General features: G+C 27.9%; 29 protein-coding genes. 7 read left to right on the top strand and 22 right to left on the bottom strand.

Going from position 1 to position 24,273, the window contains the following annotated elements; all coding sequences use genetic code 11:
- Positions 1 to 34: 34 nt before the first annotated feature.
- A complete protein-coding gene (locus tag BSV1_RS06045) occupies positions 35 to 670 on the bottom strand; it encodes a hypothetical protein (RefSeq protein ID WP_039949793.1) in 636 nt (211 codons plus the stop codon).
- Positions 671 to 1,153: 483 nt separating this feature from the next.
- Between BSV1_RS06045 and BSV1_RS06035 the strand changes: the two genes are divergently transcribed.
- On the top strand, positions 1,154 to 2,743 hold the full coding sequence (locus BSV1_RS06035) for a peptide ABC transporter substrate-binding protein (protein ID WP_012672300.1): 1,590 nt from the start codon (positions 1,154 to 1,156) through the stop codon (positions 2,741 to 2,743).
- 58 nt (positions 2,744 to 2,801) lie between these two features.
- Here the strand turns inward: BSV1_RS06035 and BSV1_RS06030 are convergent, their stop codons facing one another.
- The 4 genes from BSV1_RS06030 to BSV1_RS06015 all read right to left on the bottom strand — a co-directional run bounded on the left by BSV1_RS06030 (position 2,802) and on the right by BSV1_RS06015 (position 6,247).
- Positions 2,802 to 3,341: a hypothetical protein gene (locus BSV1_RS06030; protein ID WP_012672363.1), complete on the bottom strand. Its 540-nt coding sequence runs from the start codon at positions 3,339 to 3,341 to the stop codon at positions 2,802 to 2,804.
- A gap of 165 nt (positions 3,342 to 3,506) precedes the next feature.
- On the bottom strand, positions 3,507 to 3,710 hold the full coding sequence (locus BSV1_RS06025; protein ID WP_012672316.1) for a hypothetical protein: 204 nt from the start codon (positions 3,708 to 3,710) through the stop codon (positions 3,507 to 3,509).
- A gap of 587 nt (positions 3,711 to 4,297) precedes the next feature.
- The gene (locus tag BSV1_RS06020; RefSeq protein WP_012672366.1) at positions 4,298 to 5,650 is read right to left on the bottom strand and encodes a PBSX family phage terminase large subunit; all 1,353 of its coding nucleotides are present in this window, start codon (positions 5,648 to 5,650) and stop codon (positions 4,298 to 4,300) included.
- Between the two features lie 3 nt (positions 5,651 to 5,653).
- On the bottom strand, positions 5,654 to 6,247 hold the full coding sequence (locus BSV1_RS06015) for a helix-turn-helix domain-containing protein (protein ID WP_012672335.1): 594 nt from the start codon (positions 6,245 to 6,247) through the stop codon (positions 5,654 to 5,656).
- Positions 6,248 to 6,528: 281 nt separating this feature from the next.
- Between BSV1_RS06015 and BSV1_RS07360 the strand changes: the two genes are divergently transcribed.
- From BSV1_RS07360 to dbpA, 3 genes are all read left to right on the top strand, one after another.
- On the top strand, positions 6,529 to 6,681 hold the full coding sequence (locus BSV1_RS07360) for a hypothetical protein (RefSeq protein WP_245532230.1): 153 nt from the start codon (positions 6,529 to 6,531) through the stop codon (positions 6,679 to 6,681).
- Positions 6,682 to 7,105: 424 nt separating this feature from the next.
- Entirely contained in the window at positions 7,106 to 7,669 is a 564-nt protein-coding gene (dbpB, locus tag BSV1_RS06005; RefSeq protein ID WP_012672359.1) for a decorin-binding protein DbpB, read from the top strand.
- A gap of 119 nt (positions 7,670 to 7,788) precedes the next feature.
- Entirely contained in the window at positions 7,789 to 8,337 is a 549-nt protein-coding gene (gene dbpA, locus BSV1_RS06000; RefSeq protein WP_012672360.1) for a decorin-binding protein DbpA, read from the top strand.
- Between the two features lie 240 nt (positions 8,338 to 8,577).
- Here dbpA and BSV1_RS05995 read toward each other — a convergent pair whose 3' ends face one another.
- The 15 genes from BSV1_RS05995 to BSV1_RS05930 all read right to left on the bottom strand — a co-directional run bounded on the left by BSV1_RS05995 (position 8,578) and on the right by BSV1_RS05930 (position 19,128).
- Positions 8,578 to 9,009: a DUF261 domain-containing protein gene (locus BSV1_RS05995; protein ID WP_012672375.1), complete on the bottom strand. Its 432-nt coding sequence runs from the start codon at positions 9,007 to 9,009 to the stop codon at positions 8,578 to 8,580.
- Positions 9,010 to 9,072: 63 nt separating this feature from the next.
- The gene (locus BSV1_RS07120) at positions 9,073 to 9,231 is read right to left on the bottom strand and encodes a hypothetical protein (protein ID WP_164466661.1); all 159 of its coding nucleotides are present in this window, start codon (positions 9,229 to 9,231) and stop codon (positions 9,073 to 9,075) included.
- A gap of 264 nt (positions 9,232 to 9,495) precedes the next feature.
- Positions 9,496 to 10,041, bottom strand: a complete 546-nt coding sequence (locus tag BSV1_RS05990) for a chromosome replication/partitioning protein (protein WP_012672381.1) — start codon at positions 10,039 to 10,041, stop codon at positions 9,496 to 9,498.
- 30 nt (positions 10,042 to 10,071) lie between these two features.
- Positions 10,072 to 10,824, bottom strand: a complete 753-nt coding sequence (locus BSV1_RS05985; protein ID WP_012672332.1) for a ParA family protein — start codon at positions 10,822 to 10,824, stop codon at positions 10,072 to 10,074.
- The gene (locus BSV1_RS05980; RefSeq protein ID WP_012672392.1) at positions 10,800 to 11,384 is read right to left on the bottom strand and encodes a DUF226 domain-containing protein; all 585 of its coding nucleotides are present in this window, start codon (positions 11,382 to 11,384) and stop codon (positions 10,800 to 10,802) included. The genes BSV1_RS05985 and BSV1_RS05980 overlap by 25 nt, the downstream gene beginning before the upstream one ends.
- Before the next feature lie 48 nt (positions 11,385 to 11,432).
- Complete coding sequence (locus BSV1_RS05975) at positions 11,433 to 12,629, bottom strand: plasmid maintenance protein (RefSeq protein WP_012672298.1); 1,197 nt, start codon at positions 12,627 to 12,629, stop codon at positions 11,433 to 11,435.
- A gap of 567 nt (positions 12,630 to 13,196) precedes the next feature.
- Entirely contained in the window at positions 13,197 to 14,087 is an 891-nt protein-coding gene (ospB, locus tag BSV1_RS05970) for an outer surface lipoprotein OspB (protein WP_012672297.1), read from the bottom strand.
- 9 nt (positions 14,088 to 14,096) lie between these two features.
- Positions 14,097 to 14,918: an outer surface lipoprotein OspA gene (ospA, locus tag BSV1_RS05965; protein ID WP_012672372.1), complete on the bottom strand. Its 822-nt coding sequence runs from the start codon at positions 14,916 to 14,918 to the stop codon at positions 14,097 to 14,099.
- Between the two features lie 299 nt (positions 14,919 to 15,217).
- Complete coding sequence (locus BSV1_RS05960) at positions 15,218 to 15,583, bottom strand: BBA14 family lipoprotein (protein ID WP_012672350.1); 366 nt, start codon at positions 15,581 to 15,583, stop codon at positions 15,218 to 15,220.
- Entirely contained in the window at positions 15,573 to 15,998 is a 426-nt protein-coding gene (locus BSV1_RS05955; protein WP_012672340.1) for a BlyB family putative holin accessory protein, read from the bottom strand. Before BSV1_RS05955 ends, BSV1_RS05960 begins: the two co-directional genes overlap by 11 nt.
- Positions 15,995 to 16,174: a BlyA family holin gene (locus BSV1_RS05950; RefSeq protein ID WP_012672313.1), complete on the bottom strand. Its 180-nt coding sequence runs from the start codon at positions 16,172 to 16,174 to the stop codon at positions 15,995 to 15,997. Before BSV1_RS05950 ends, BSV1_RS05955 begins: the two co-directional genes overlap by 4 nt.
- Positions 16,175 to 16,197: 23 nt before the next feature.
- Positions 16,198 to 17,232 (bottom strand): DUF685 domain-containing protein, encoded by a 1,035-nt coding sequence (locus BSV1_RS05945; protein ID WP_012672336.1) that lies wholly within the window; start codon positions 17,230 to 17,232, stop codon positions 16,198 to 16,200.
- Between the two features lie 62 nt (positions 17,233 to 17,294).
- On the bottom strand, positions 17,295 to 17,921 hold the full coding sequence (locus BSV1_RS05940; RefSeq protein WP_012672388.1) for a DUF735 family protein: 627 nt from the start codon (positions 17,919 to 17,921) through the stop codon (positions 17,295 to 17,297).
- 2 nt (positions 17,922 to 17,923) lie between these two features.
- On the bottom strand, positions 17,924 to 18,796 hold the full coding sequence (locus BSV1_RS05935; RefSeq protein ID WP_012672380.1) for a DUF276 domain-containing protein: 873 nt from the start codon (positions 18,794 to 18,796) through the stop codon (positions 17,924 to 17,926).
- Complete coding sequence (locus BSV1_RS05930) at positions 18,793 to 19,128, bottom strand: contractile injection system sheath initiator (protein ID WP_010890377.1); 336 nt, start codon at positions 19,126 to 19,128, stop codon at positions 18,793 to 18,795. Before BSV1_RS05930 ends, BSV1_RS05935 begins: the two co-directional genes overlap by 4 nt.
- Positions 19,129 to 19,297: 169 nt before the next feature.
- Between BSV1_RS05930 and BSV1_RS05925 the strand changes: the two genes are divergently transcribed.
- The 3 genes from BSV1_RS05925 to BSV1_RS05915 all read left to right on the top strand — a co-directional run bounded on the left by BSV1_RS05925 (position 19,298) and on the right by BSV1_RS05915 (position 22,397).
- Positions 19,298 to 19,771: a BBA07 family lipoprotein gene (locus BSV1_RS05925; RefSeq protein ID WP_012672383.1), complete on the top strand. Its 474-nt coding sequence runs from the start codon at positions 19,298 to 19,300 to the stop codon at positions 19,769 to 19,771.
- Between the two features lie 411 nt (positions 19,772 to 20,182).
- Positions 20,183 to 21,436 (top strand): hypothetical protein, encoded by a 1,254-nt coding sequence (locus tag BSV1_RS05920; RefSeq protein WP_012672387.1) that lies wholly within the window; start codon positions 20,183 to 20,185, stop codon positions 21,434 to 21,436.
- A gap of 109 nt (positions 21,437 to 21,545) precedes the next feature.
- Positions 21,546 to 22,397: a S2/P23 family protein gene (locus BSV1_RS05915; RefSeq protein WP_012672333.1), complete on the top strand. Its 852-nt coding sequence runs from the start codon at positions 21,546 to 21,548 to the stop codon at positions 22,395 to 22,397.
- Between the two features lie 78 nt (positions 22,398 to 22,475).
- Here BSV1_RS05915 and BSV1_RS05910 read toward each other — a convergent pair whose 3' ends face one another.
- On the bottom strand, positions 22,476 to 22,985 hold the full coding sequence (locus tag BSV1_RS05910; protein WP_012672290.1) for a BBA03 family outer surface lipoprotein: 510 nt from the start codon (positions 22,983 to 22,985) through the stop codon (positions 22,476 to 22,478).
- A gap of 324 nt (positions 22,986 to 23,309) precedes the next feature.
- On the bottom strand, positions 23,310 to 23,795 hold the full coding sequence (locus BSV1_RS05905) for a P13 family porin (protein WP_012672292.1): 486 nt from the start codon (positions 23,793 to 23,795) through the stop codon (positions 23,310 to 23,312).
- Positions 23,796 to 24,273 lie beyond the last annotated feature (478 nt).

The following is a 24,273-nucleotide window of genomic DNA, read 5'->3' as shown; positions in this document are numbered from 1 at the left end:
CTAGAACTTGTCTTTAAAAAATCATATCTCAAATTTAAACATTTACACAATTTTTCAAATTTTTCAATTCGTTGTTACTCTCGCTTTCAGTAAACACTTTTTTAATTACTTTAAAAATCTCTTCATTGCATTTTACAGGTTTTTGAACACTCTCGTCATTATCTTTTTTGTAAGGATCAACACCAAATGCATCAACTACCTTTTGGAAAAATAAACTTAAATACCCCCCAGTGCTATTTTTAATTTTGTAGCAAACATATTCTTTAAAGCCTAAAGATTGTTGCTCGGTGCTTTGCTTTTTGCTTGCATCTACTGCTTTAGAAACAATGCTGGAAATATTGTCAAAAGAACTTATAAATTCTTTTTGTCTGCTAACATCCTTAGAAAGCCAATCAAAAAATTCTTTATAAGATTTTTCGTACTCAGCTTTTAATTTTTCTTCTCTACCATTAACGTCCATTGCATCTTTTAAAAAGACTTTTAAAGACTCTAGCTTTTCAGCTTCCTCGGGGGTTAAAGAAATCTCTTTGGGAATCAAATCCTTAACTACATCGCTAACAACAAGAGGGATGCCATTCCCAGAATCAATTTCTGTAAGCGATTTAACATCGCCAAACTGCTTACAAGAAAACACCGCCAATAACATTAATAAAATACTTATCCTTTGCATCAAAACCTCCGCTAGAATAAGTCGTCATTATAGTTCATTTTTTAGCATTATCAAGACATACGAAAAATCAATCTCTTTGTTTTATTCTTTAGAATTATTCTTTTTATCCCTTAAGAACAAAAAAAGAAATTAAAACTTAAATTTTTATTTCCTTTACAGGCCTTAACATACAAGTAAAGGTTAAAATTTTATTTGAAAAAAAACAAAGAGGGATATATATTTGTCTAATGTTATAAATCAACAATTCATTGAAAACTTCTTTAAAACTACAAATAGGGTCTTAAGGCCTTATTTGTAGTTTTAAAATAAAAAATGCGTATGTTAAAGCCTTTTGCTTTAAACTCCTTTAAATAAAAAACAACAAGCCTTTTGGGATTCCCAGCAGCAGAAATAAAATACTTTACAAAAATATTGCAATATAATTTGCTAATAAAAATTGAATATTTGTAATAAAAAAGGAGCATAAAGGAGGCTAACAAGGACATGATAATAAAAAAAAGAGAACTTTTAATATTGGGCATTGCTACTGTAATCTCGTGTGCAGCAATGTCTAAACCAAAAGATGATATTGTCTTTGGTGTTGGAATTGGAGACGAACCAACATCGCTTGATCCACAATTTTGCAGCGACAGACTAGGTAATTTAATTATAAACGAACTATTTGTGGGGCTTTTAAGGGGTGACCCCAAAACGGGTGGATACAGGCCAGGACTTGCAAAAAATTGGGACATTTCTTACGACAACACCTGCTATACATTCCATTTAAGAGACGACATTTATTGGAGTGACGGCATTAAAATAACAGCAAGCACCATTAGAGATTCCTACATAATGGCCTTAGAAAATGAGCTTGATGTGCCAAATATTAACCTATTAACATCAAAGATAAAAAATGCACAAGAATTTTACGAAACAAAATTAAATGCAGATGAAGTTGGAATAAAGGTAATTAATGAGCAAACTTTAGAAATAACTCTCTCTCGCCCAGCAATATATTTTCTTGACATGCTTACACACCCAATATTTATCCCCATTCCTACGCACATTGTTAAAAAGTTTGGAAACAAATGGACAAGCTCAGAAAACATGGTTACAAGCGGTCCTTTCAAGCTAAAAAGAAGGATCTTAAACGAAGAAATATCTCTTGAAAAGAATGAAAAATTCTATGATGCTAAAAGCGTTGATATTAATGAGCTCATATTTGTTACTATAAACGACACCCGCAGAATTTACAGCATGTACGAGCACAATGAAATAGATGCTATTTTTAATAACATCCCCTTAAGCCTTATTAATGAGCTTATCTTAAGAGAAGATTTTTATTCAGCTGACATTAATCAAATTGGGTTTTTTTCGCTAAACACAAATGTTAAACCTCTTAACAATGTAAAAGTAAGAGAAGCATTAGCTCTTGCGGTTGACAGAGAAACTCTAGCTTACAGAGTTCTTGACAACAACTTTAAAGCAACAAGAAAAATAAGCCCTAATATTAACAACTATAATTATGGGAAAAAGCTTAAGCCATACAACCCGAGAAAAGCAGAAAAGCTCTTAGCCGAAGCTGGATATCCAGATGGTAAAAATTTTCCAACCCTTACAATAAAATACAATAAAAATGACCTTGAAAAAGAAGTTGCTAGTTTTATTCAAAGCCAATGGAAAAAAGTTTTAAACATTGATGTAGAAATTGAGCCTGAAACATGGGTCAACCACATATCAAATATTTTAAAAGGTCAATATGAGATCTCAGTAAGGTCCTGGCAAGGAGATTATTTAGATCCCATGGCATTCTTTAATATATTTGAAACTAAAAGCTCACATTTTGCATCTTACGGATATTCAAATCCTGAACTTGATGAGCTTATAATAAAATCCGATCTTGAAGGGGATGAAAAACTAAGATTAGAAATATTAAAAAAGATAGAAGAAATAATTATTGAAAATGATTATCCAATAATTCCAATATACAGTGTTGCGGGAAACTATCTTTTTAAAAACGACAAATGGCTAGGGTGGAATACAAACAATTCAGAAAGATTTGCCCTATCAGAAATAAAACCTATAGAAGAATAAATGATTTTCAAACTTTTTCATAAATAGAGTCTTTAATTTTGACTCTATTTATGAAAACTTATTTTTGCATTAGCGCTAAAGCACTCTCTTTTAAATAAATCAAATCCTTTAAAACCTTATTAAAGTCAATACTGTTACTAAGAATGCAACTACATATTTCTCTTAATTTTTCATCTATATCTGAATATTTTTGATTTAAAAGTTTCAATTCTGGCTGTGGATCAAAAGCGGCATAATTGCCTACACTTAACATTTTAAGATTACTTAAAATATTGCTGCTTTTTTCTACTAACCCATGTTGTATTTTTAAAATCTCTAATATTTTGTTTAAAAGATTAATCTTTTGTTCACTAGATTCGCTAAAAAAATTGCCAACTTTAATCTCACTGTAATTAGATATCCTGGAGCTTATTTTATCAGTCAAGCTCTTAAATTTTCTTTGAATTTTTAAAATAGCATTTTCTCTTTCAGCTAAATAAAGCTCAGAAAAACTTAAATCATATTTATTACAGTTATTTTCTTTCATACCAGAAAAATCATTTAAATAACAAGAAATTACAGCTACTGAAATGATATATACATAAATATATCTCTTCATGTATATTCTCCTAATGAAAATTTAATTTATTTCAAAAGTTCAAAATTATTTCAAATAACTAAAAAACATACAAATTTTACATGAAACTATTATTCAATTTAAATATATTATTTAATATTAAAATTACTTAAAAATTATTAATAAGTTTAATAAACTTAATTTTTTCTAGTTAATTTTAAGCTTTCTGTTTCTACGATATCGCTCTCTGGCTCTTAATTTAAGTTTTTCTCTGTTTTTCTGATAATACTCTCTGTTATAATCTGATGCTTTTTGCTTATTTTTGGCCAATAAACTTTTATTGCTCGACTTATTAAAAGAACTACAACCTAAAAGACACATTAAAAAAAAAAGAAGACCGGTAATTCTCATATTTCACTCCCCTAGAAATACATTTGAATAGATTGAAAAAATAAATCTTAAAAATGATTACACTAGACAAATTTGACAAACTTAGCAAATTTTTCTAATGCTAATTTAATAAAATCTAATCAAAATTGATGTAAAATAAACTCTCTTTTAAAAACAATTAGCTTAAATATTTCAAACTAAGCTTTTTTTCAAAGTCAAAATTATGCTTCCAAAAGCATTGCAATTAAAAAAATCAAAGCTTGAGAACAAAAATAGAGAAAAAATCTGCTTTTCATAATAGACTCCTTCAAAGTAAAAAATAATAAAAATTAAATTATAAATCATATCAATAATATTTTCCAAAAAATTAAACTTTAAAAATAATTTTTCAAAACCTTTAAAAGATTGAATATTAATTTTATATTTTTTACAAAAATTTGCATTTTTTAATATAAAAATTTAATTGTTTTAAAAATTGATTTAATATTGATTTGGCCTAGATTTAAGGCAAAAAGGAATTTTTAGCAAAATCAGCACAAAAGACAAAAACTTTTAAATAATTATTAATTACAATAAACTTAAATTGATAACTAAAAATTTAGAACAAATTATAAATATTTAAACCTGCCGAAATGAAATAATTTTTCTTTATAATTTAGCGTTAAAAGAAGATACGCATTTGCAAGAGAATCAAGCGCATCGTCTTTTGTTTTGCCATCTCCTTTGTAGCTGTAAATATCAGATATTACATTTTTACTTATTATTTTTAAAAATTCTATTTTGCGGCTTTCAAACAAAGGAATAAGCGCGCATATTCTTTTGAATTTATTGCTTAAAGGTTTTATTGGTGCAACTTTAAAATAGTGACTGCTTTTGTTTCTCAAGAAAAGAATTGTTTTAGTTAAAATTCCATCCCCTTTGGTACTGTCTCTCTCCTCAATGTAAACGGTATTTACATTGAAATTTTCTATTAAAACCTGAATAGAGGCAAGCACTAAACTATCACTTACTGGTTTTTGGTCTTGATAAATATATGCATAAAACTTCTCAAAAGTGCGCTCTAAAACACAAATGGCTGTATTGTCTCCACCTACTGAGAATGCAGGATCAATGTACATTATTGGGCTTTTAAATTCATAATCTTGATTGAAAATCATCTCATTAAATAGCGTAGATTCATTTAAAATCCACTCCCCGTAAAGCACACGAGCCCGATAGGCGGGAAAACGCCTGTAAAGTTTTTCCTGGGTTTGAATAAAATCTGCTGAATTTAAAGGATTGTCATACGTTGTAAAAGTATATGTCTTGAAAACATCTGTATTTTCAATATAATCGGTTTTAAAATAATGCGCAGGGCTTTCCGGATTTGTATCAAAAATAATAATTTCTTTACCCTTTCTAAGCCTTTTTATTACTTCAAGTAAAGTTTCTTTGTGAATTACTGTTGCTTCATTTACATAAATTATTGCACTATTGCCCCCACGAATCTTGGAAAAAGCATCTCTGTTTTTACCCCCGTAAATATTAAGCTTAAGGCCTGCTATCTTACAAAAAGACTGTCCACTTTTCTTTTTCTCGTAATCAATTCCCAGCAAGCTGCAAATTTTCTCTATTTGCTTTACAGTATTTGTCATCAACAAACCAATTGAGTTGCCTATAATAAAATTATTGGTATCTTGCTCATAAAAAGATTTGTTTTCAATAAGCTTTTTAACAAGCAAATATGAAGCTAAAAACGTCTTGCCACTTGCAATCCCGCCGCTAAATATTACTTTTGAATAATCGTGACTTTCTATGTCAAAAAGAACTTCCTTTTGCTTATCAGTTAAGTATTTGTTTTCAAAATCTTTAAAACAAATTTTGGTTGGTTTTGGCTTAATATAATCCAAAATGTTAATATTAAACTTATTTTTAAACTTTTTCTGAAGATTGAGAAATGCTAATGATCTTAAGAATTTCAAATTTTACTCCAATTTTAAATTCTTACTGCTTAAAACAGATTTAAGCTTAACAAGAGTATCAAAATCCTCTCTCATGCAAATAGTAATAAGCTTTTTTTCAATCTCTTCTCTCTTTTTAATCCTATCAGCAAGCTCTCTTTCAGGGCTTTCTTGGCCTTTAAGGCCTCTTTTTTTATTGGCGCTAATCTCGCTTTGAAGTTTGCTAATTTTTAAATCCAAAATTAATGCTTCCTTTTTTATTGCCGCTAAACTGAGATTTTTACATCTGTGGTGGGAATCAATAAAAGAACAAACTATCTCGTAAAATAACCTTTCAGCCTCATTTTTGGCATTTTCAAGCTCAAAGGCCTTTTTTGTAGCAAGCAGCACCAAATTGTTAAAATTGTCCTCATTAAAAGACACTTTAGTAGTGCTTTCTTCTGCCAGGTCGCTGGAAAAAGAATTCTTTTTACAAACAGAATCACCGGATTTAAAATATTTATTTCGGGCTTTTGCTACAAAAGATTCACTAACACCTAAAATTTGAGCGATATCTAAATCTTTTAAACCTTTTTTAAATAAAAAAATATATTCTTCTTTTCTATTTTTAAATATCATTATTTAATTTTAATTAAGTTCTTTTAAAAACTCAAGAAAAATTAATGTTTTTTACCGTGAGTAATTTAATTAAAGAGATCTATTTTTTAAATATAATAAAATTAATAAAAATAAGTGGTAAAAGAAGAAAAGAATATTTAAAACAAAATATATTCTGTTGCCAGCAATAACATTATTGTGTAATATGTATAGTGAGGTATTTACTCAAGAGCAAGAAACAAAAATCAAAAAAATAGTTGTTAACGAACAAAATGAAAGATTAAAACGCTTAATAAAATCTTGTGGAAAATACATCTAGTGAAAGTTTAAAAAACATGACAATTAAAGTAAAAAATAAAATAGCCTCAGGAGCAAACAAAAAAGGATACTTCTTTAAAGGCCTAAAGGGCATTTTTATGCCCTTTAGGCCTGCTAATCCCGTTTCTGCCCCCTAATAAAACAGTGTCAAAATAGTCAAAATACTCAAAAGAGAAGCCAATAAATTGCGGGAGCATGGCTTCTCTTTTATTTTTAAGACCTAATTATTTTAGATCTTTGATTCAATTTGCAAAATAACCAATTTGTAATATTTTGGCAAACTGGAAACAAGTCTTAAAATCACAAGCCAGATTGCATAGTAAGCTTGTAATTCCAAACAATGTTACTGCTATATTTGCATAAAACAAATTCACACTAACAATAAAAATAATAAAAATAAAATTTAAAATGATGCGCTTTTAAAATAAAAGTTTTAAAGTTTAGTAAAAATCTAGAAATTATATTAACTTTTTACATCAACACTACTAACTATTTTATTTTATTTTCCATAAAGTGGGCTAAAATTTAAATTTAATCAAATTTAAACATAAGGAGGAAAAAATGAAAATTGGAAAGTTAAATTCAATAGTTATAGCCTTGTTTTTTAAACTATTGGTCGCATGTAGTATTGGATTGGTAGAAAAAACAAATGTAGCTCTTGAATCGTCCTTTAAGGATTTAAAAAACAAAATTTTAAAAATAAAAAAAGAAGCCACGGAAAAAGGTGTACTTTTTACAGCTTTTACAGGCCTTAAAACCGGTTCTAAGGTGACAAGTGGTGGACTAGCCTTAAGAGAGGCAAAAGTACAAGCCATTGATGAAACAGGAAAGTTCCTTAAGATAATAGAAAAAGAAGCTTTAAAGCTTAAAGAAACTGGAAATAGTGGTCAATTCTTGGCTATGTTTGACTTAATGCTTGAGGTTGTAGAATCGCTAGAAGACGTTGGAATAATGGGTTTAAAAGCCCGTGTTTTAGAGGAATCTAAAAATAATCCTATAAACACAACTGAAAGATTGCTTGCGGCTAAAGCTCAAATAGAAAATCAACTTGAAGTGGTTAAGGAAAAACAAAATATTGAAAATGGCGGGGAGAAAAAAAATAACAAAAGCAAAAAAAAGAAATAAATATTAAAAATATTGTCATTAGAATGGACTAAAAGTAAAATTTTTAGCTCGTCCTAATATTTACAATTTAATAATATTGGTTTATTGCTTTTACTAAAATACAAAAAAAGGATAATGATATGATTAAATGTAATAATAAAACTTTTAACAATTTACTTAAACTAACTATACTTGTTAACCTACTTATATCATGTGGACTAACAGGAGAAACAAAAATTAAATTAGAATCATCAGCTAAAGCCATTGTAGATGAAATAGATGCAATTAAAAAAGAGGCTGCTTCTAGGGGTGTAAATTTTGCTGCCTTTACAAGTAGTGCAACAGGTAGTAGGGTAGCAGGAACAGAATCAGGGGATTTCATAAAACAAGCAAAAGTACGAGCTATTGCAGTAGCGGAAAAATTCGTAATAGCAATAGAAGAGGAGGCTACTAAACTTAAAGAGACTGGACGTAGTGGTGAATTTTCAGCAATGTATGACTTAATATTCGAAGTCTCAGAACCATTAGAAAGAATTGGAGTACAAGACATGACAAAAACAGTCTCAATGGCAGCTGAAGAGAATCCTCCAACTACAGCTCAAGGGGTGCTTGAAATTGCAAGAATAATGAGAGAAAAATTAATAAAAGTTAAAGGAAAACAAAGACTAAATTCAGAAGCTACTTACTAACCCGTAATAAACACCATTTTTATAAGCAACTTAAAATAATAGACCAAACAACCACCTGTGTTGGGCTGTTTGGTCTTACAATTTTAATGTTAATTCTGAAATGCAGAAACCAAATATTAAGCTCTTCAACCAGCATTCAAAAGCTAAAAGAAATTAAGGTTAAAGCAATTAACCCAAAGGATTTAAAATTTAAAAAATACTGCAATAAACATTAAAAGTTATAAAATGTAATTATTATTTTCAAACAAAATAATTAAATATCCTTTTTGATGTTATTTGGAATTTCTTTCCTTTAGACTTTAAATCAAGACTGTCGTAGAGCACCTTATTATTATCCATTACAAAAAAATGCACAAAAATCTGATCTTTCACCTTAATCTCTGTTATTTCAAACTCTCTGCCGGCTTTAGGCAAATAAAGTGGACTCTCGTATCTAACCTTGGAAAATATTTTATAACAACTAAGAATTTTACATGGATTTAAAATATAACAATCCTTTCTAATGTAGCCTAATTCCAAAAACCGCTGATAATTTAAATTAACGTCTTTTGCTGTAAAATCAAGCCCCGTTAAAACAAATATCCAATAGTGCAAAGACAAAAAATAACATCCAGAATTTTGAATGTCTTTAAACAATTCTGCATTGCTTTGTAATATTTTCTCAATAAACATTTTTAAATACACAATTTTTAAATATAATTTTTAAATAATTAAACATTCCCGACCAATTTTTATCTAAACTTTAGAATCTAAAAGCTTAATAAGAAAACATTTGGTTTTAAGAATCTTTAATATTGTTAGAACCAAGCCACTCAAAACCATTATTTTAATGGCAAAAGTTTCAATTAAAAGTTTGCAGTATTCTTTCCTTTTGGTCTTATTAAGCCTTTTCATCTTAACCCCTAATATAAGTTTTTTACTAATACTATAGTATAAAAAAATTTATGTTTTGTAAATACTTTTCTAAATTTTTCCAAAATTACTGTTAAAAAATAAAAACTTTAAATCAAAAGTTAAAGGGTTTATTGGAATTTCTTTTAAAAGAATCCCCAATAAACCCTTTAAGGTAACAGGTCCTTATATTAAGAGCGACACATTGCGTGTCAGTCTGTACCTATAAAGTATACACTAACTTTTCAAGTTTTGCAAATAAATATTTCATTTTCGTTTATTTCTTAAAGTTTCAAATTCTTTAGTTATTTTTAATAAAAAATCTTTTTCCTCAAAAAAAATTTTCTCTAAAAGAAAGCTTGTAAGCTTGGCATTTTTTTTATAAAAAGAATAAGATTCCTCCTTTTTAAGCTGAAATCTTAGTGGTTTTATTGGGTTTTGATTAGATTTTTTTAAACTTGGACTTTCTTTTGTTTTAAGAAGATAAATTGTATCATTGATTCCGTTTTTAACTACATACTTTTCTTCAATAAGCCCTTCTTCTATTGCTGTTGCAATTTTAAGATACTTGTAAGTTTGAGTTCTGGCAAGTCTATAGTCTTTTGCAAAATCATCAAAACTGGAATAATTGTCAAGTTTATAATATTCTTTGTCTTTAATTTCTTTTAAAACCTTCATTGCTTCTATTTTACAATAAATTTCTTTTTGAAAATTAATGTTTAATTTTTCTTTAAGTTTATTATAATGAACAAGTGCTTGCTCTTCTTCTCTAACGCTTTCAGATAAATTTCTTTTATTTATCTTTATCTCCACTTATAATCCTCCTTTACAGTTTGAGTACACTTAGTGTACGTAACTTGATTTATTTAAAAACGCAGTAAGCGTGTTTTGGTACTCTATTATGTAATCCTTCGTCAAATCAAATCTATCATTTTTTGCTATTCTTTTGTTTAAATCTTCTCTCTCAGATATTGTGCCTAAGAAATTATTATTTTTTTCTAAAACCTTTAAAAGTTCTCTGTGCGTGTTGTTTCTTTTAAATTTAGTATTAATTAAATACATTGGCAAAGTTAATAATAACTTGTTCATAAAAAAAGTAAATAAATCTAAACTTTCAACAGCCCATTTCTCTGCTGTTATTGGTATTATTATGTAATTGCTACACACAAGGGCATTTGTTAGGGTAAAATCTAAGCTGGGATTTGTATCAAGTATTATATAATCGTAATGATTACTTAACAACTTTAGCTGTTCTTTTAATTTAAATTCTTTATATGGAATAGATTCTGAATTAAATTTATGTAATGTTAAATAGCTTGGAATTAAATCCAGATTTTTGTGAATAGTGATTAATGCATTATCTATGTGTAAATTTGATATTAGTACCTCATATATATTTCTATTTATTAAATCTATATTATTGTCCTTAATTTTATTAAAAAAATAGCTTGTTGTTGAAGCTTGAGTATCAATGTCTATTAAAAGAACCTTGTATTTGATTGAAAGTAATGTGGCAAAAATTAAACTTGTTGTGCTCTTGCCAACACCACCCTTTATACTTGCGATTGTTATTACTTTTGTCTCTTTTTTATCCATTCAGGAATAATTCCCCCTTTTGACAATTTTTTGCTATAAAAAGTGTAGAGTTCGGTTTCTAGTTCTAAAATAATATTTAACAGCGTGTTGTAATAGGGGCTGTTTACCCTATCCTTTTTAAGTAAAATATGAAGACCGTTTAAATAACAAAAAACAGAACCTTTTTTAAACCTAAATTCAATGTATTCACATTTTCTAAGAGTGTAAGTTTCTTTCTTGTTGAAATTCTTTACAATAAATGCTTTATCAAGCTTTCTTATTCCGTAATAAATTCCCATAAATTCATCATCTTCTCTTAAAGAAAATAAATGAAACATGCTTATGTCTTCTATGTTAAAGATTCCCCTTAAGGAAATGAAAAATTTCGTAGGTTCATTCTTGCTTATTCCAAATGTATAAAAGTCATTAAAGATTTTAGTATGGTATATCTTTCTACCTTTAACCTCCTCAATCTTAGAAAAAACGTTAGCCTTTTTTCCTTTTTTGGCCTTTGGCTTGTTGTCTGCGTCCAATTTTAACTCTTTTTGCTTTTGCTTTAGTCGTTCAAGTAAAGCCGTCATTTTTTTCCTTTTTCCTTAATAGTAAAGCTAAGCTGTACATTTTTTTCCCTAGCTCACTATTTTAATCAAATTGTTATAGTAGGAATTGTCAAATACCTTACTATATTTAAGATCGGGCTCATTCTCAATGAATTTTTTTAAAGTAGGAATTAGCTTATCATTATCTACTTTATGCCTTAACTGTTCTAATAATATACTAAAAATGTTGTTTTTTATACTTTTTTGTTTTACCATTTTATCTTGGATTTTGGGGATCTCCGTTTTTGCTCTTTTTACGAGCTTTTCTAAATCTGGATATTTTTTGTGTTCTATTATGAAATGTGGTTTTATTTTGTAAATTTCGTATGTTTTGCCAAAAAACTTTTCAAGATCTTCTTTTTTATATTGTTCTTTTTCCAATTCTTTTATTTTTGCTTCAAGTATTTTTTTTAGAATTTCGTTTTTGTTTCTATATTTCTTTTCCGGTTCTTTTATTTTATATATTATCCTTTTATATCCACTGTTTCTGAAAAATTTGCACAGATATCCCGGGTTGTTTATATTTTCTTTTATTGCGTTTGATATGTGCTTTTCAATCTTTTTAGGATCTATTCCTTTTAGGTCATTTTCAATGTGTTTTAGATTTCTTAAATGATCGATTTTAGTGCCGTTTGTTGTTTTTAAATCCATTATTAAAGCTGGAATTTCTGTTTTGAAGTTACATTTACTTAAATATTTTTTTATTATTTCATTATTTGTTGTTTTTTTGGAATTTTTGTGTATACTTCTATATTCTTTATATTTATATATATTATTAGTATTATTAATACACTCCCATTTAACACTACTATTTATTTGATTAAATTTTTTTATTCTTTGCGTAAATTCGTTAATTTTATTTATTATTTTTTCTTTAAAGTATGTGTTAATTATCAAATAGCATTTTTCTTTTTCGTATTTAAGTTTATAATAAGTTTCACTTCCAGAATTTTTTCCCAAATGTTTACAGTAGTTTATCGTGACTTTAAATTTTTTCTCTAGTATGTATAAATAGTTTTGTAGTGTTTTGAGTTTTATGAGTTTTTGTTTATTTCTTTCAAGGTTTTTATTTAGTAAATAAAGTATGTTTTTTTGTGTGTATTTTTTAAAGTTTAAGTTGATAAAGTTAAGGGTAGAGATTAATACAATCAAGTTGTGTTGGAAGTTCATTGTGGTTGTTTTTACTCTTTTTGTAGTGTTTAGTGATTTCTGTTTTAATGTTTTCAATTTTATACTCCTAATATAAGTAGTTTCTTTAATTATAACTTAATTAATAGTACAGTTTCTTAAAAAAGTAAAGTATTTTTATATAAAAAATAAAAAAAAAGTATATTTAATACATATTTGTTAAATATACTTTACAAAAGTAAGTTTTTGTAATAAAATATAATAAATAATAAACTTATATTAGGAGTAAATTATTTTTACGCTTTAATTTTTATTTAAAATAGTGAGCTTATTAGCGATGGGTTTAATTTTATTAAGAATTTAGATTATTTTATTTATTTATCCTTCATTCAAGAGTTGGGCTTGGGTGAAGGAATTATTCCCATTAATTTTATTAAATTTTGTGCATTCAGTGTATTAGTGTTTTTTATTTTGATTTTAAAGACTTAAAGACCTAAATAGCTTGACTTATGTATTATTTTATTTTCTCTTTTTAAAAAGAGAAAAAGCCTCCTAAGAGGCTTTTTCCAGAAGTAACAAATTGAAAAATATATAAATTCAATTTTTAGGTTGTAATAAACCCTTCCTACACTAGCTGATGCCTTTGTAGGGGGGTTTATTTATATATTATTTTAAAGCACCTTTAAGCTCTGAAAGATTTTTAATTTCACTAGCTGATCCTTCTAGGCTGGTTCCAGCTGTGTCGTATTTTTGTACTGTAATTGTACCATCTGTTAAGAACACTAAATCTTTAGTTTTTTTGCTGTCAGCGCTAATTGTTAAAGTGCTAGTACTGTCTTCCCATTTACCTGTTTTTTTGTTAGAACCTGCAGTGTCATTCAAAAAGACTTTTACTTTTCCATCTTTTTCAATTTCTCTTTTTAGAGTAACAGTACCCTCTTTAATTTCCACTGTTGTTTTTCCGCCTACAAGACTTCCTTCAAGCTTAATGCCATTTTTTAGAGTTTCTACTGCTTTTGTAGCATTTTCAGCATCTGTCATTTGTGAGTATTCAAGTGTAGTTCCGTTTGATCTTGTTAATTTTTTTGAGTCTAATTTATTAGCTTTGAGAGTTTCCTCTGTTATTGACCCCTGTTTTTTAGTAACTTTACTTGAAATTTTTTGGTTGCTAGCATCATATGTTTCTAAGGTTACTGTGTTTAGATCGTCAGAAACTATTAACTTTACTTTACTCTTGTCAGGCTTTGAACCTTCAAGGGTTCCAGAACCATTATTTTTATCGGAAGTTCCTTTAAGTTCAACCTGATCAATTTTTGCTCTTAAATCATATTTGCCAGAGCTATTTTTTTCTTTGCTTACAAAAATTTCATTACCATTAAACAAAGACACTGAGTCTTCTATCACCGCAGGAAGGCCTTGTTTAGTGTTTTGATGTGATTTTTTACTAGAGTCTTCAAGGTTTAGATTATTTTCTTTTTGAGAACCAATTGACTCAGCACCTTTTTGTGCACATCCTATTAAAGCTAACACTAAAGCAAATCCTATTAATAATCTCATAAATTCTCCTTATTTTAAAGCGTTTTTAAGTTCATCAAGTTTTTTAATTTCAACTGCTGATCCTTCTAGGTTGGTTCCAGCTGTGTCGTATTTTTGTACTGTAATTGTGTTTTCTTTTGTAAACACAAGGTCTTTAGTTTTTTTACTGTTTACAGTAATTGTTAAAGTTGAAGTACCTGAATTCCAAGCTGCAGTTTTTTTAGTAGCAGAACTGCTTTCAGTGTCATTAAGCTCAGCTGTTACTTCTCCAGATTTTGAAATGTGCTTGCTTAAAGTAACTGTTCCCTCTTTAACCACTAATGTTGTTTTTTCAGCAGTTAGAGTTCCTTCAAGAACATAGTCTTTTAAAACTTCTTTAGCTTTTCCGGATCCATCGCTTTTAATTTCTGTGTATTCAAGTCTTGTTCCGTTTGCTCTTGTCATTATTTTTTCAGCTAATTCACCTTTTTCGTTGAATTTTTCTTCTGTTGATGACTTGTCTTTGGAAGTTACTTTTCTTGATACTAATGTTTTACCATCTTCTTTTAAAACTTCAAGTGTAGTTTGGCCTAGATCGTCAGAAACTGTTAATTTTACTTTACTTTTGTCAGCTTTTACACCTTCAAGTACCCCAGATCCATTGTTTTTATCAGAAGTTCCTTTAAGCTCAAGCTTGTCTACTGTTGCCATTAGACTGTACTTACCGTCTTTGTTTTTTTCTTTGCTTACAAGAACTTTTATTTCACCAGGCAAATCTACTGAAACGCTGTTTTTCTCGTCAAGGCTGCTAACATTTTGCTTACATGCTATTAAGGCTAATATTAGACCTATTCCCAATAAATATTTTTTCATAATATATTCTCCTTTTATATTAATATAACTTAATACAAGTATAATTATATTATAAGATTAACAAATAACAAATAGAAAATTGAAAAAAAAATAAAATGATAATAACTTCAATTAAGTTTGGTTCTAATTAAGTTTGGTTCTAATTAAGTTTGGTTCTAATTAAGTTTGGTTCTAATTAAGTTTGGTTCTAATTAAGTTTGGTTCTAATTAAGCTTAGATTTAATGTAGATTTTTTATTTAAAAAAAGTCCCAGTTTTGGGACTTTCAGGAAAAAGAAAAGTTAAATGTCTTTTAAAGTATTAAGGTATACTTTTTGAGTATTTTTTGTAAATCTGCATTGCAATTGGTTTTATTTTGTCAATGTGATTTTTTAAAGCAGCAATGTTTGTCTTGATTGATTTTAGAGTCTGATCTTTTTTTAATTTGCTGGTATCAAAAAGCGTAAATTCAGGATAATTTTTATTATTTACTTTTTGTTTAGTCTTCACAAGAAATGTTTGTAAATACATAATATAGCTTGAAAGATGTGCTTCGTATAAGCTTAAAGCCTTTAGTGTTGACTCTTGCGGGGATGATGGTTCTTCTGGAAGGCTTGCTATTGTAGAGCATGAAAAAATTATAAGACTGTTTAATAAAAACAAAAAGGGGAAATTTTTAATTTGCAATTTTATCTCCTTTATTTTCTTTTAAGTTTTGGGTTTTGCTGTTAGCAGTGCTTGTATTTTCTGGAAACTCTTTTATTTGTTCTTGGAGTGCTTGAGTTTTGATTGACATTAGCTCATTTCTTTCTTCTCTTAAATGTTCAATGATGCTTGCATCTCTCTCATCATTAATGCTTGATATAAGTTGAGTAATCTTATTATTAACATTTTTAATTTCATTTAATATTTTTAATGATTCTTCTTTCTCAAGGGTTGTGATTTTGTCTTTGTAGATGCTCATTATTAGATTGTAAAGATTAAGTCCCAAATATATTCCCTTTTCTACTTTGACTTCTGTTGGAGAATCGCTACTTTTTAGAAAATCATATAAATTATTTAAAGCGTCAATGCCAGAGTTGATATTCATTTTATTGTTCATTTTTTTTCCTTTTTATTTGTATTTTTTAAGAGTTTTTGAATAAGAAAATTTAAATTTTCTCTAAACTGTGGTTTTATTGCCAAAATCATCGGCATTATTGCTAACACAATAAATCCTCCTAAGATAATTAGTTTTGTATTGTCAATTGTTGACAAAAAAATAAGTATTGTATCCATAAATGTCTCCTTTTATTTATTTTTTATACTTTGTTTAGTATTGGCATTTCTTCTCCCATGCTTAGTTTGCCCGATCCAACGTAGTACCAACCATTGTAAATTGGTGTTTTAAGTGTGGGCATGTTTTGAGAAGAAAATGAAGCTATTAAAATTTTTGCAGAGCTTTTTTCAAATTGAAGGTAAAATTGTTTATTGTGATCTTCTGTTGAGCTTGAATACCTGATTTCTGCATCTATTTGTAAATAAATGTAATTATCTTTGTATGATTCGTTTATTACAATTGATGTGCTATTTCTGTTTTTAAGTGCAACGGTTGTAGCTTTATTTTTATATTGAAATTCTATTATTCTAGCATCATCAACTATTGTGTGTAGCCCCCCAAAGTCGTATGGTTTTCCTTGCCACCAAATAGGAATCTCTACAATTTGCGGAATTCCGTTTTGATAGCAGCTTACAAGTTGTTCATTTTTTGTATCAAGAGTTTGTTTGGGTATTAATTTAAAAGAGTTTTTAAATTTATCTGTAAAATCGTTTATTTGTACGCGACTTGTTAGGTCGCTTTTGAGCTCATTTATTTCAGATTTTTCTGCAAGAAATTCTTTTAAACTTTCAATCAAGATTTCAAATTGAATAAGTTCAATATCTTTTGTTTCTGAGTTGTAAATTGAAATTTTGTTTGAAGATGGCTTTGTGTTTGTGTGCTTTAAGCTCTCAATAAACGTAGATTTAACTTTTCTAAAAACAGTATCAAAATCTATGTTTTCAAGTGGTGCGCTTAGCTTTAAAAGTTTTGAGATTACTTTAATGTAAATGTTTTTTATATATTCTTTGTTTTCTAAAAGTTCCTTGCTAATTACGTCTTTTATTGCTTTTTTAAAGCATCCAAATTCGTTGTTATAAAATGTATCGTTTTGTATTTGTTCTAGGAGATGTTTGTATGTGATTGCACAAGTATCTTCTACTATGTCATCAATAGGAATAAGGTCGCTTTGATTAACTTTTGTTTTTCTGTTTAAGTCTTTTATTTGTACGCTTTCTTGTGGTTCGTTGGTATTCATAAATTCTCCTTTTTAAATTTCTTTAAGTTTTAAATTGTATTTACACGCTAGTAAGCAGAAGGTCAAAAAAAATGATCTGCTGCGCTAAATTTTTTTGTTCTTGCGCCTTTTATTTCTATTTGTTTTTTGTCTATGATTTTGACTATCCTTCCTATAGGAATTAATATTTTAATAAACTCATACACCGAGTTTTTGTAATCTTTGGGCATATAGTTAGAAGTTAGAGCTTTTTTAAATCCCGCGTGCTTTGCAGTTATTTTTTTTAGCTTGTTTTGATTTTTTGCTGCAATATTAAATTCAATGGGGGACTTAATGTTTCCAAGCAATTTTATTATTATTTCGCCTGGAGCGTCTTCGTTTGAACTTACTTCTACATTTGCGTGTAAAAAGGCTTTAAAGAGCACAATAAAGCTTTCGTCAGTGCCAATGGACTTTATTGCAAAAATAATGGCATCTAAAGAGTTAACAAGATTTTTGTTAAGCTCTTTTTTAAAGTGAAATGCATTAAATATTGAAAGCATTAGCAATGCAATGTATTTAGAGTTAATGCTATTTTTAACATTAATTGTGTTAAAGTTTTCAAGCAGCTCTTTTAACTCTCTTAGTATCTCTTTTTTGTAATCAAGCTCATTGCAAATGAATTTTTCAATTTGGGTATTTTCTAAAAATTTTGGTATCTCTTTATTCATTTTTATTCTCTGTTAATAAGAAGCCTTTTGTTTGTATCAAAAATAATAATTTCATTCTCTTTGGTGTTTTCGTCTTTATTAAATGTGAAATCGCTATCACTAAGCTCTGTGATTTTTTTTGTCTCATCATTTTTAATGCAAATTCCGATTTTCAGCTCTTTTATTCCCCGAATAATGCTAACTGGTGCAAGAAAGTCTTGATACCTAAGAGATGTTCCCATTTCAATGTATTTGTCAGTTAATATTTTGTTGTAAATGTCTCTAATTTGAGTATCTATTTCTTTGTAGATTGCGTCTTTTGCTTCTGTTTTGTAGACTGCTTTAAGATATGCATATTTCTTCTTACCTAAGCTGAATTTGTATGTTTTTTTTTGGTTGTGCTTGTTTAAAAACTCAATCTCAATGTCGCCTTTAAAAACTGTTCCGCTTGGCGCTGTATAGTAGATTGCTTGCCAAATATTTTGTTTAGTTTCAATTTTGATTTGCTTTTTTTCTTGGTCTTGAAAGCAATCGTCTTGTAGTATTAAGTAAAGGCTGATTGTTCCAGGCCCACTTAAAATATTTATGTGCTTAACTCCTTCAACATTTAGCAGAGCTTTTCTTATTGCTTCGTAAGTTGAGCTTTTGGGCGTGCTTAAGTCTTCTTTTAGTGCATTAAAGTAGCTTCCATTTTCTTTTATTTTGGAAAAAAGTTCTTTTAAGACTTCTGATATTTGTTTGTCAATGCTTGAACTTGGAAAGTTTATTATGTCGTAAATTGAATTGTCTTTAATGTTTATGCCGTATTTTGTTCTCAGCATATGTTTTTTTTCATTTTGAATTTCTTCTATTGTTTTTTCCAATATTCCTAAGTTTTTATCAAAAATTATACTCATATTTTAAAATCCATTTTTAAATTGTCTTTTCCTAAAAAGAAAAAATTTATTGTTATTGTTTTGTTTTTAATGCTTGGCCTTACGTTAATAAGGTCTATTTTGAGTTCTTTTGAAAGGTTTAAAAAAAAATTTTTAATAGATTCTAGTTTATTGGCTTTGCAAAGTTTAAAGTAAAAGCTGTAGTCAAGCCCATAATTTGGATTTTCTTTTAAACTGCCTTTTGGTGTCTTAAGGTAAAAAAATAAACGCTGTTTTTGTTCTTCAATGTTTTCTATTAATTTAAGATCGTTGTTAAATACTATATTAAATTTTTCATCAATTTTAATTTCCATTTTTAACTACCAAAGTCATTTTAACATATTTTATTCGATATTACTATAAAGTTTTACAAAATGTTTATTATTTTAAATGTTGAGATATATTATAATTTATATTTTTTTTAAAAAATTTTATTTAATTTTTAAATTTAAATATTTGCACAATCGCATTGTGGGAGACGGTATGAAAAATATTTTATTATTTGTTATTTTATTATTCTTTTCTTGTAAAGAATTTAATTATTCTGATATTAGGAGAAGGTCTTCAAAGGGTTTAAATGCTTCTAGTGGTGCATCAAGCAAAGAACTTAAAACTTCTTTTATAGGCTCATTAAATGATGATCAAAAAGAAGCTTTGTTTTTTATTGAGCAGGTGGTTCTTGATAGCAATCCTGATAAGTTTAATCAAATTTTTAATGTTAATGAAGAAAAAGTAAAAGAAATGCTTGCCACTATTGTTAAGTGTTTACAAGCCATAAGAAAGGCTAAAATGGCTCTTGAGAACTCAAATGATCCAAATGTTGCTAAATCTAAGCAGCAGTTGTTACAGGTTGAAAAAACTTATATAGATAATTTGCGACAATCTTTTATGACTACTAAAAACATTGAAGAGGCTTGTAATCTTGTGAAAAATTATGATGCATCTGTTTCGTTTTAACTTTTTTATTTTTAATTAATCCTTAGATTAGCTCTTAAGCTTAAGGGTTAATCTTCCTGTTTGTGCTTGTTTTTGTTTTTTTATTGTAAATATGTCTAAATTACAAAAATTTAAATTTTTGTAATTTAGATTGGTGTTAATGATTTTAATTTATCTGTGTAATTTTAGATTATTAAATAATGCAGATTATTAATACTTTTTTTGCTTTAAAAGGAATTATTGGATTAATTTAGGTTTAAAGCTCTATTTAAGTCATTTTAAATGGGTTTTTATTTTAAAAAACAATTTATTAAGACAGCTGCAAGCCTAATTCCTTTTATAGTAAGAAATAGTGCGATGCATACATTTAGTGTATGTAAAGTGAGCTATATTTTTATTTAAACCAATAATTAAATAGAGGTAATTAAATTTATGAATAAAATAGGAATTGCATTTATTATTAGCTTTCTGTTGTTTGTTAATTGTAAGGGCAAATCTTTAGAAGAAGATTTAAAAAGCACCACTTCTAACAATAAGCAAAATTTAATAAGCAATGAAAAAAAGTCTCTAAATTCTAAGAACAACAGGCTTAAAGATTCTCGGTTAAGTAATTTTGAAAACAAAAAGAATGAACAGACATTAAGAAAATCTAAAGACTTTAAAAAGGATTTACAAACTTTAAGAAATTCAAAAAATTTAATGCCTAAAGACTTGGAACAGTCGAGCAATGATTTTGACAATTTAGACAATTCTGAGTCTTTGCAAGAAGCTTCTTCAAAGCACAATATTGGCAAGTCAAGATACGGTAAAGCTTTGCTGAAAAATGATCACGATGAGATTTGGATTCCCCATTTAAACTTGGAAGAAGACAAAAATTTTGAGTTTTTCAAGAAATCTTTGCAAAACGATGAGAATAGATATGCTCTTGGTGGGTGGCTTTTAAACAATGATGAGGTGTTAGCAAAATACAGATACAGCGAAAAAGATGTTAATCAGTTTTTAATTGATATAGGAAAAAAGCGGTGGGGAGATTTGTCTTTTAAAATGAGCACCTTAGTGCGATTGATTGAAAATTATTCTGACAAAAGCGACAGAGAAGATGAAATTTCTCTTCTGGATATGAATTTGTGTCAACAATTTTATCTAACCAAGATTAATGCTGGTGGTTCAAGCGCAGACATTCTTGTTGCTCTTGAAAAAACAATCGATCAACAAATTAGCGGCGTTAGCAAAGAACTTCTTGAATTAAAAAATTTTTCTCTTACTACAAAGTCAGAGCTTGATTGGTATTTAAATTGGAAGCGCAATTTAACAGACGAAGAAGAAGAGACTTTGCAGTGTTGCAGGGTTTTGTTAGGCGGAGAATTGGATTTTGAAAATCTTGACGATTTGTTTAAAAGGCTTGGAAAGGAATATTCTAGGTTGATATTAAGAAAGCTAGAAGAAATAACATTAAATTACGATGTTAATAGGTTTTTAAAAGAAATGGAGAAATCACGTAAATCTTTCAAACAAGCATTAGGTTCTATTAGTAATAAAAACAAAAGAGTAGTGATTTTTAAGGTTAGAAATTCTCTTTTGGAAATTTTTAAACTTTATTACAACAATATTGGCAGGAATAAAAAACTTTATGATTATATAAATCGCATGTTAAACAGCTTGATAAAAGAGATTAGCAGGCGTTAAAGTTTTTATTTTGATTTTTTTTTTAATTGCTCTACATTTTCTTCTAATAATCTAATTTAAAAACTTTAAATATTAGATAGAATTTTAAAAGTTTAAAAGGGGGAGCATTTTGAAAAGAGTTATTGTATCCTTTGTGGTTTTAATCCTAGGGTGTAATTTAGATGATAATTCAAAAATGGAGAGAGAGGGTAGTAATAAGCTTATTAGAGAAAGTGGATCAGATAGGCTGGGTCAAGAAAATAGAGCCTTGGGGGCGATGAATTTTGGGCTTTTTTCTGGAGATTCTGGTGTAGTTTATGATTTTCAGAATTATGAAACTTTAAAAGCTCTTGAAAATAAAAATAAATTTATTGATTACTCTAAAATAGAGTTTTTAGAAGGAACAAAATCAATAAGTGTTTTTATTTGGTGGCCGGTTTCTGTTCGTTGGATAAAAATTAAAGCCAGAGATTTGTTTGGGGAGCGTGGAGATTTTGTTAAAGAGCTTAGGGGCATTAAGTATTCTTATCTTGTTTCTCCTGTTGATGGAAGCTATATTTCTTACGCCATGCCTTTAATAGTTTTTGAAACCACTAGAGAGAGTGATCCGCTTTATTCTGTTTCTGGGTTTAAATTAATAAGCAAGGGAAATGATATAAATTTTAATGAAAATAAAAGCGGATTTTTGGGAAGACTCCCAATGTCTGAAAAATCAGTTGAATCTGGGCTTGTAACCGCATATCCTTTTGGTTCTAGCGATGCTAAAAAAGTGATTGAAGCTTTTGCTTCTCTTTATAATAATGGAACTTGGAGTGATATGATTGCCGAGATTACTATTAAGTCAAAGCAATATCCAAAAAATGAAAAAGTTTACAGAATTACGCTTGATTCTCAGCTTTTTAATGTTGCTATGAAAAAAATAATTGAAAAATATCCTAAAATAAAAAGTGCAAGTTTTGCATTTAATTCGTTGATTAACTAAAAAAAATATTTTAAAAGCTAGCAGTTTAAAACCACTAGCTTTTTTAAATTAATTATAAATTTCAGACTTGGGGGTTTGCTATATAGTGTCTTTAAGGTTATTAAGTGTGGTTTTGTAATCTGCTTGATTAAAAATTCCATCAAATCCGCTAGCAAGTATGCTTTTGTAAGTATTTAGCTCTTCTGGATCTTTTTCTTTTTTGTCTTTATTTTCTTTAATTTTCGCAAGCAGATCTTTTATTTCATCTTCTTTTAGCTCTGATAGAAATTTTTGTACAGATTCTTCTATTTTGCTTTCATCTCCACCGCTATTTTTAAAATGTAAGCCAATATTTGGGTCTACTAGTTTTTCTTTTAATAAGTTTGTTAAAAATGTTAGTGTTTCTTTTTCAGTGTTGTTTAAGTTTAATCTACTTACTAATTTTTCTAAAGGTGTTGCTTTGCTGAATTCAATTCTATCTTCATCAACTAGGTTTGATTTGGCTTGCGATTTTTCATCTAGATCGTTGTTTGGCTCGGCATCATTACTTTTGTTTTTGCAATTAAGCATAAATGCTAATATTATAAATACAATAATCGTTTTTTTCAAAATAGTCTCCTTAAAAAGTATTTTAATTATTGTTAATTAGTAATTATAGCATTTTAATAATATGTTTAGAACATTTTAATTTAATAATTGTTATTATTAATTGTTAAAAATATTGTACTAATTTAGCATTAAAAATAATTTCTTAATTAGGCTGAATATTGCGTTTAAGATTTGCAATTTTTAGTATTCAAGCGGTGGTTTAACGATATTTTAAGTGCCATTTGATAAGCCAACAGAGAAAGTATACGCACCAATGCTTTCTCCGTTGCCAAATTGATTTTTAATTTTAAAATTAGATTATAAAAATTAGTATCTATTATTTATTTAATAACTTTTTTTAAACGATAATTGGAATCCGTTTATTCCAAGATCAAAATTGGGCTCAAAGCCTGCAAGTTCAGCGCTGAGTCTTTTTTTAAGATTTTCATTGTGCCGATTTGCGAATGTAAATGGAATAATAAGTGAAACTGTGTAGGATGTTAAAATCATGCTTGCTCCTACTCCTATTAGTATGTATCCGGTTAATTGTGTTTCGCGGTGATTAAGAATAATTCCAGTTCCCCAAAGGATTGCCCCTAATAAATTAAATCCAAGCACTGAGCCTCCACCAATATAATCCCCTTGGACAAAGGATCCTATTCCAAAAGGCAAAAATAAATTTAAAAGGAATGGCCCTATTGGATTTTTTTTCTCTTTATCATATTTGTTAAAACTTTCAATGCCTTTTTCAATTCTATCTTGTGTGTCTTTTGTGGCAAAGATTTGAATTGTCAACCCAAAAATTAATATTAATGTGAAAATTTTTTTCATGTTTTTATTATCTCCTAATGGTAAGTTTTGACAAGTAAAATATTAGCGCAATTTATAATAAATTAATATTTATTTCAAGCAAATAAAGTTTGGATTGAGTTCGTTTGCTTGCAATAATAGATTTTTAAAAAAATATGGATTGTCTTAAAGTTTTGAATTTTATTTATTTCTTATTGAGTTTAGATCAATCTTGAATTTATCTCTTCTTAAAATCTTTTAAGACCATTTATTAATGGCATTAAGCAAGTTTTTATAATGTTTTTATACTTTAACTTTCTAATTTGTTTATATGATTTTTTAAATTATTAATTCAAAATAATGTTTACAATTATTTTTTTTTAAAAAAAAGTTCTTTTATAATGTAATATTTTTTATTTTTAATACAATTTGTATTATGATTGGCATGGGCTTCCGTATTTTATATATTAATATTCTTTAATTCTAAAAGATAATTTATTAGTATACTAATAAATTATCT

Origin of the sequence: [Borrelia] finlandensis (assembly GCF_000181875.2) — a bacterium.
Lineage (GTDB): Bacteria > Spirochaetota > Spirochaetia > Borreliales > Borreliaceae > Borreliella > Borreliella finlandensis.
This window is presented reverse-complemented; position numbering and strand designations above follow the sequence as displayed.

Bases quoted from the DNA above. Each gene is read 5' to 3' on its own strand.
- ospA (WP_012672372.1), bottom strand. From the start codon at position 14,918: ATGAAAAAATATTTATTGGGAATAGGTCTAATATTAGCCTTAATAGCA.
- BSV1_RS05955 (WP_012672340.1), bottom strand. From the start codon at position 15,998: ATGAACAATAAAATGAATATCAACTCTGGCATTGACGCTTTAAATAAT.
- BSV1_RS06030 (WP_012672363.1), bottom strand. From the start codon at position 3,341: ATGAAGAGATATATTTATGTATATATCATTTCAGTAGCTGTAATTTCT.
- BSV1_RS06025 (WP_012672316.1), bottom strand. From the start codon at position 3,710: ATGAGAATTACCGGTCTTCTTTTTTTTTTAATGTGTCTTTTAGGTTGT.
- BSV1_RS05995 (WP_012672375.1), bottom strand. From the start codon at position 9,009: ATGTTTATTGAGAAAATATTACAAAGCAATGCAGAATTGTTTAAAGAC.
- BSV1_RS06015 (WP_012672335.1), bottom strand. From the start codon at position 6,247: ATGATATTTAAAAATAGAAAAGAAGAATATATTTTTTTATTTAAAAAA.
- BSV1_RS06045 (WP_039949793.1), bottom strand. From the start codon at position 670: ATGCAAAGGATAAGTATTTTATTAATGTTATTGGCGGTGTTTTCTTGT.
- BSV1_RS06035 (WP_012672300.1), top strand. From the start codon at position 1,154: ATGATAATAAAAAAAAGAGAACTTTTAATATTGGGCATTGCTACTGTA.
- ospB (WP_012672297.1), bottom strand. From the start codon at position 14,087: ATGAGATTATTAATAGGATTTGCTTTAGTGTTAGCTTTAATAGGATGT.
- dbpA (WP_012672360.1), top strand. From the start codon at position 7,789: ATGATTAAATGTAATAATAAAACTTTTAACAATTTACTTAAACTAACT.
- BSV1_RS05945 (WP_012672336.1), bottom strand. From the start codon at position 17,232: ATGAATACCAACGAACCACAAGAAAGCGTACAAATAAAAGACTTAAAC.
- BSV1_RS05935 (WP_012672380.1), bottom strand. From the start codon at position 18,796: ATGAGTATAATTTTTGATAAAAACTTAGGAATATTGGAAAAAACAATA.
- BSV1_RS05930 (WP_010890377.1), bottom strand. From the start codon at position 19,128: ATGGAAATTAAAATTGATGAAAAATTTAATATAGTATTTAACAACGAT.
- BSV1_RS05905 (WP_012672292.1), bottom strand. From the start codon at position 23,795: ATGAAAAAAATTTTCACATTAATATTAATTTTTGGGTTGACAATTCAA.
- BSV1_RS05950 (WP_012672313.1), bottom strand. From the start codon at position 16,174: ATGGATACAATACTTATTTTTTTGTCAACAATTGACAATACAAAACTA.
- BSV1_RS05940 (WP_012672388.1), bottom strand. From the start codon at position 17,921: ATGAATAAAGAGATACCAAAATTTTTAGAAAATACCCAAATTGAAAAA.
- BSV1_RS05985 (WP_012672332.1), bottom strand. From the start codon at position 10,824: ATGGATAAAAAAGAGACAAAAGTAATAACAATCGCAAGTATAAAGGGT.
- BSV1_RS05925 (WP_012672383.1), top strand. From the start codon at position 19,298: ATGAAAAATATTTTATTATTTGTTATTTTATTATTCTTTTCTTGTAAA.
- dbpB (WP_012672359.1), top strand. From the start codon at position 7,106: ATGAAAATTGGAAAGTTAAATTCAATAGTTATAGCCTTGTTTTTTAAA.
- BSV1_RS07120 (WP_164466661.1), bottom strand. From the start codon at position 9,231: ATGAAAAGGCTTAATAAGACCAAAAGGAAAGAATACTGCAAACTTTTA.
- BSV1_RS05920 (WP_012672387.1), top strand. From the start codon at position 20,183: ATGAATAAAATAGGAATTGCATTTATTATTAGCTTTCTGTTGTTTGTT.
- BSV1_RS05980 (WP_012672392.1), bottom strand. From the start codon at position 11,384: ATGACGGCTTTACTTGAACGACTAAAGCAAAAGCAAAAAGAGTTAAAA.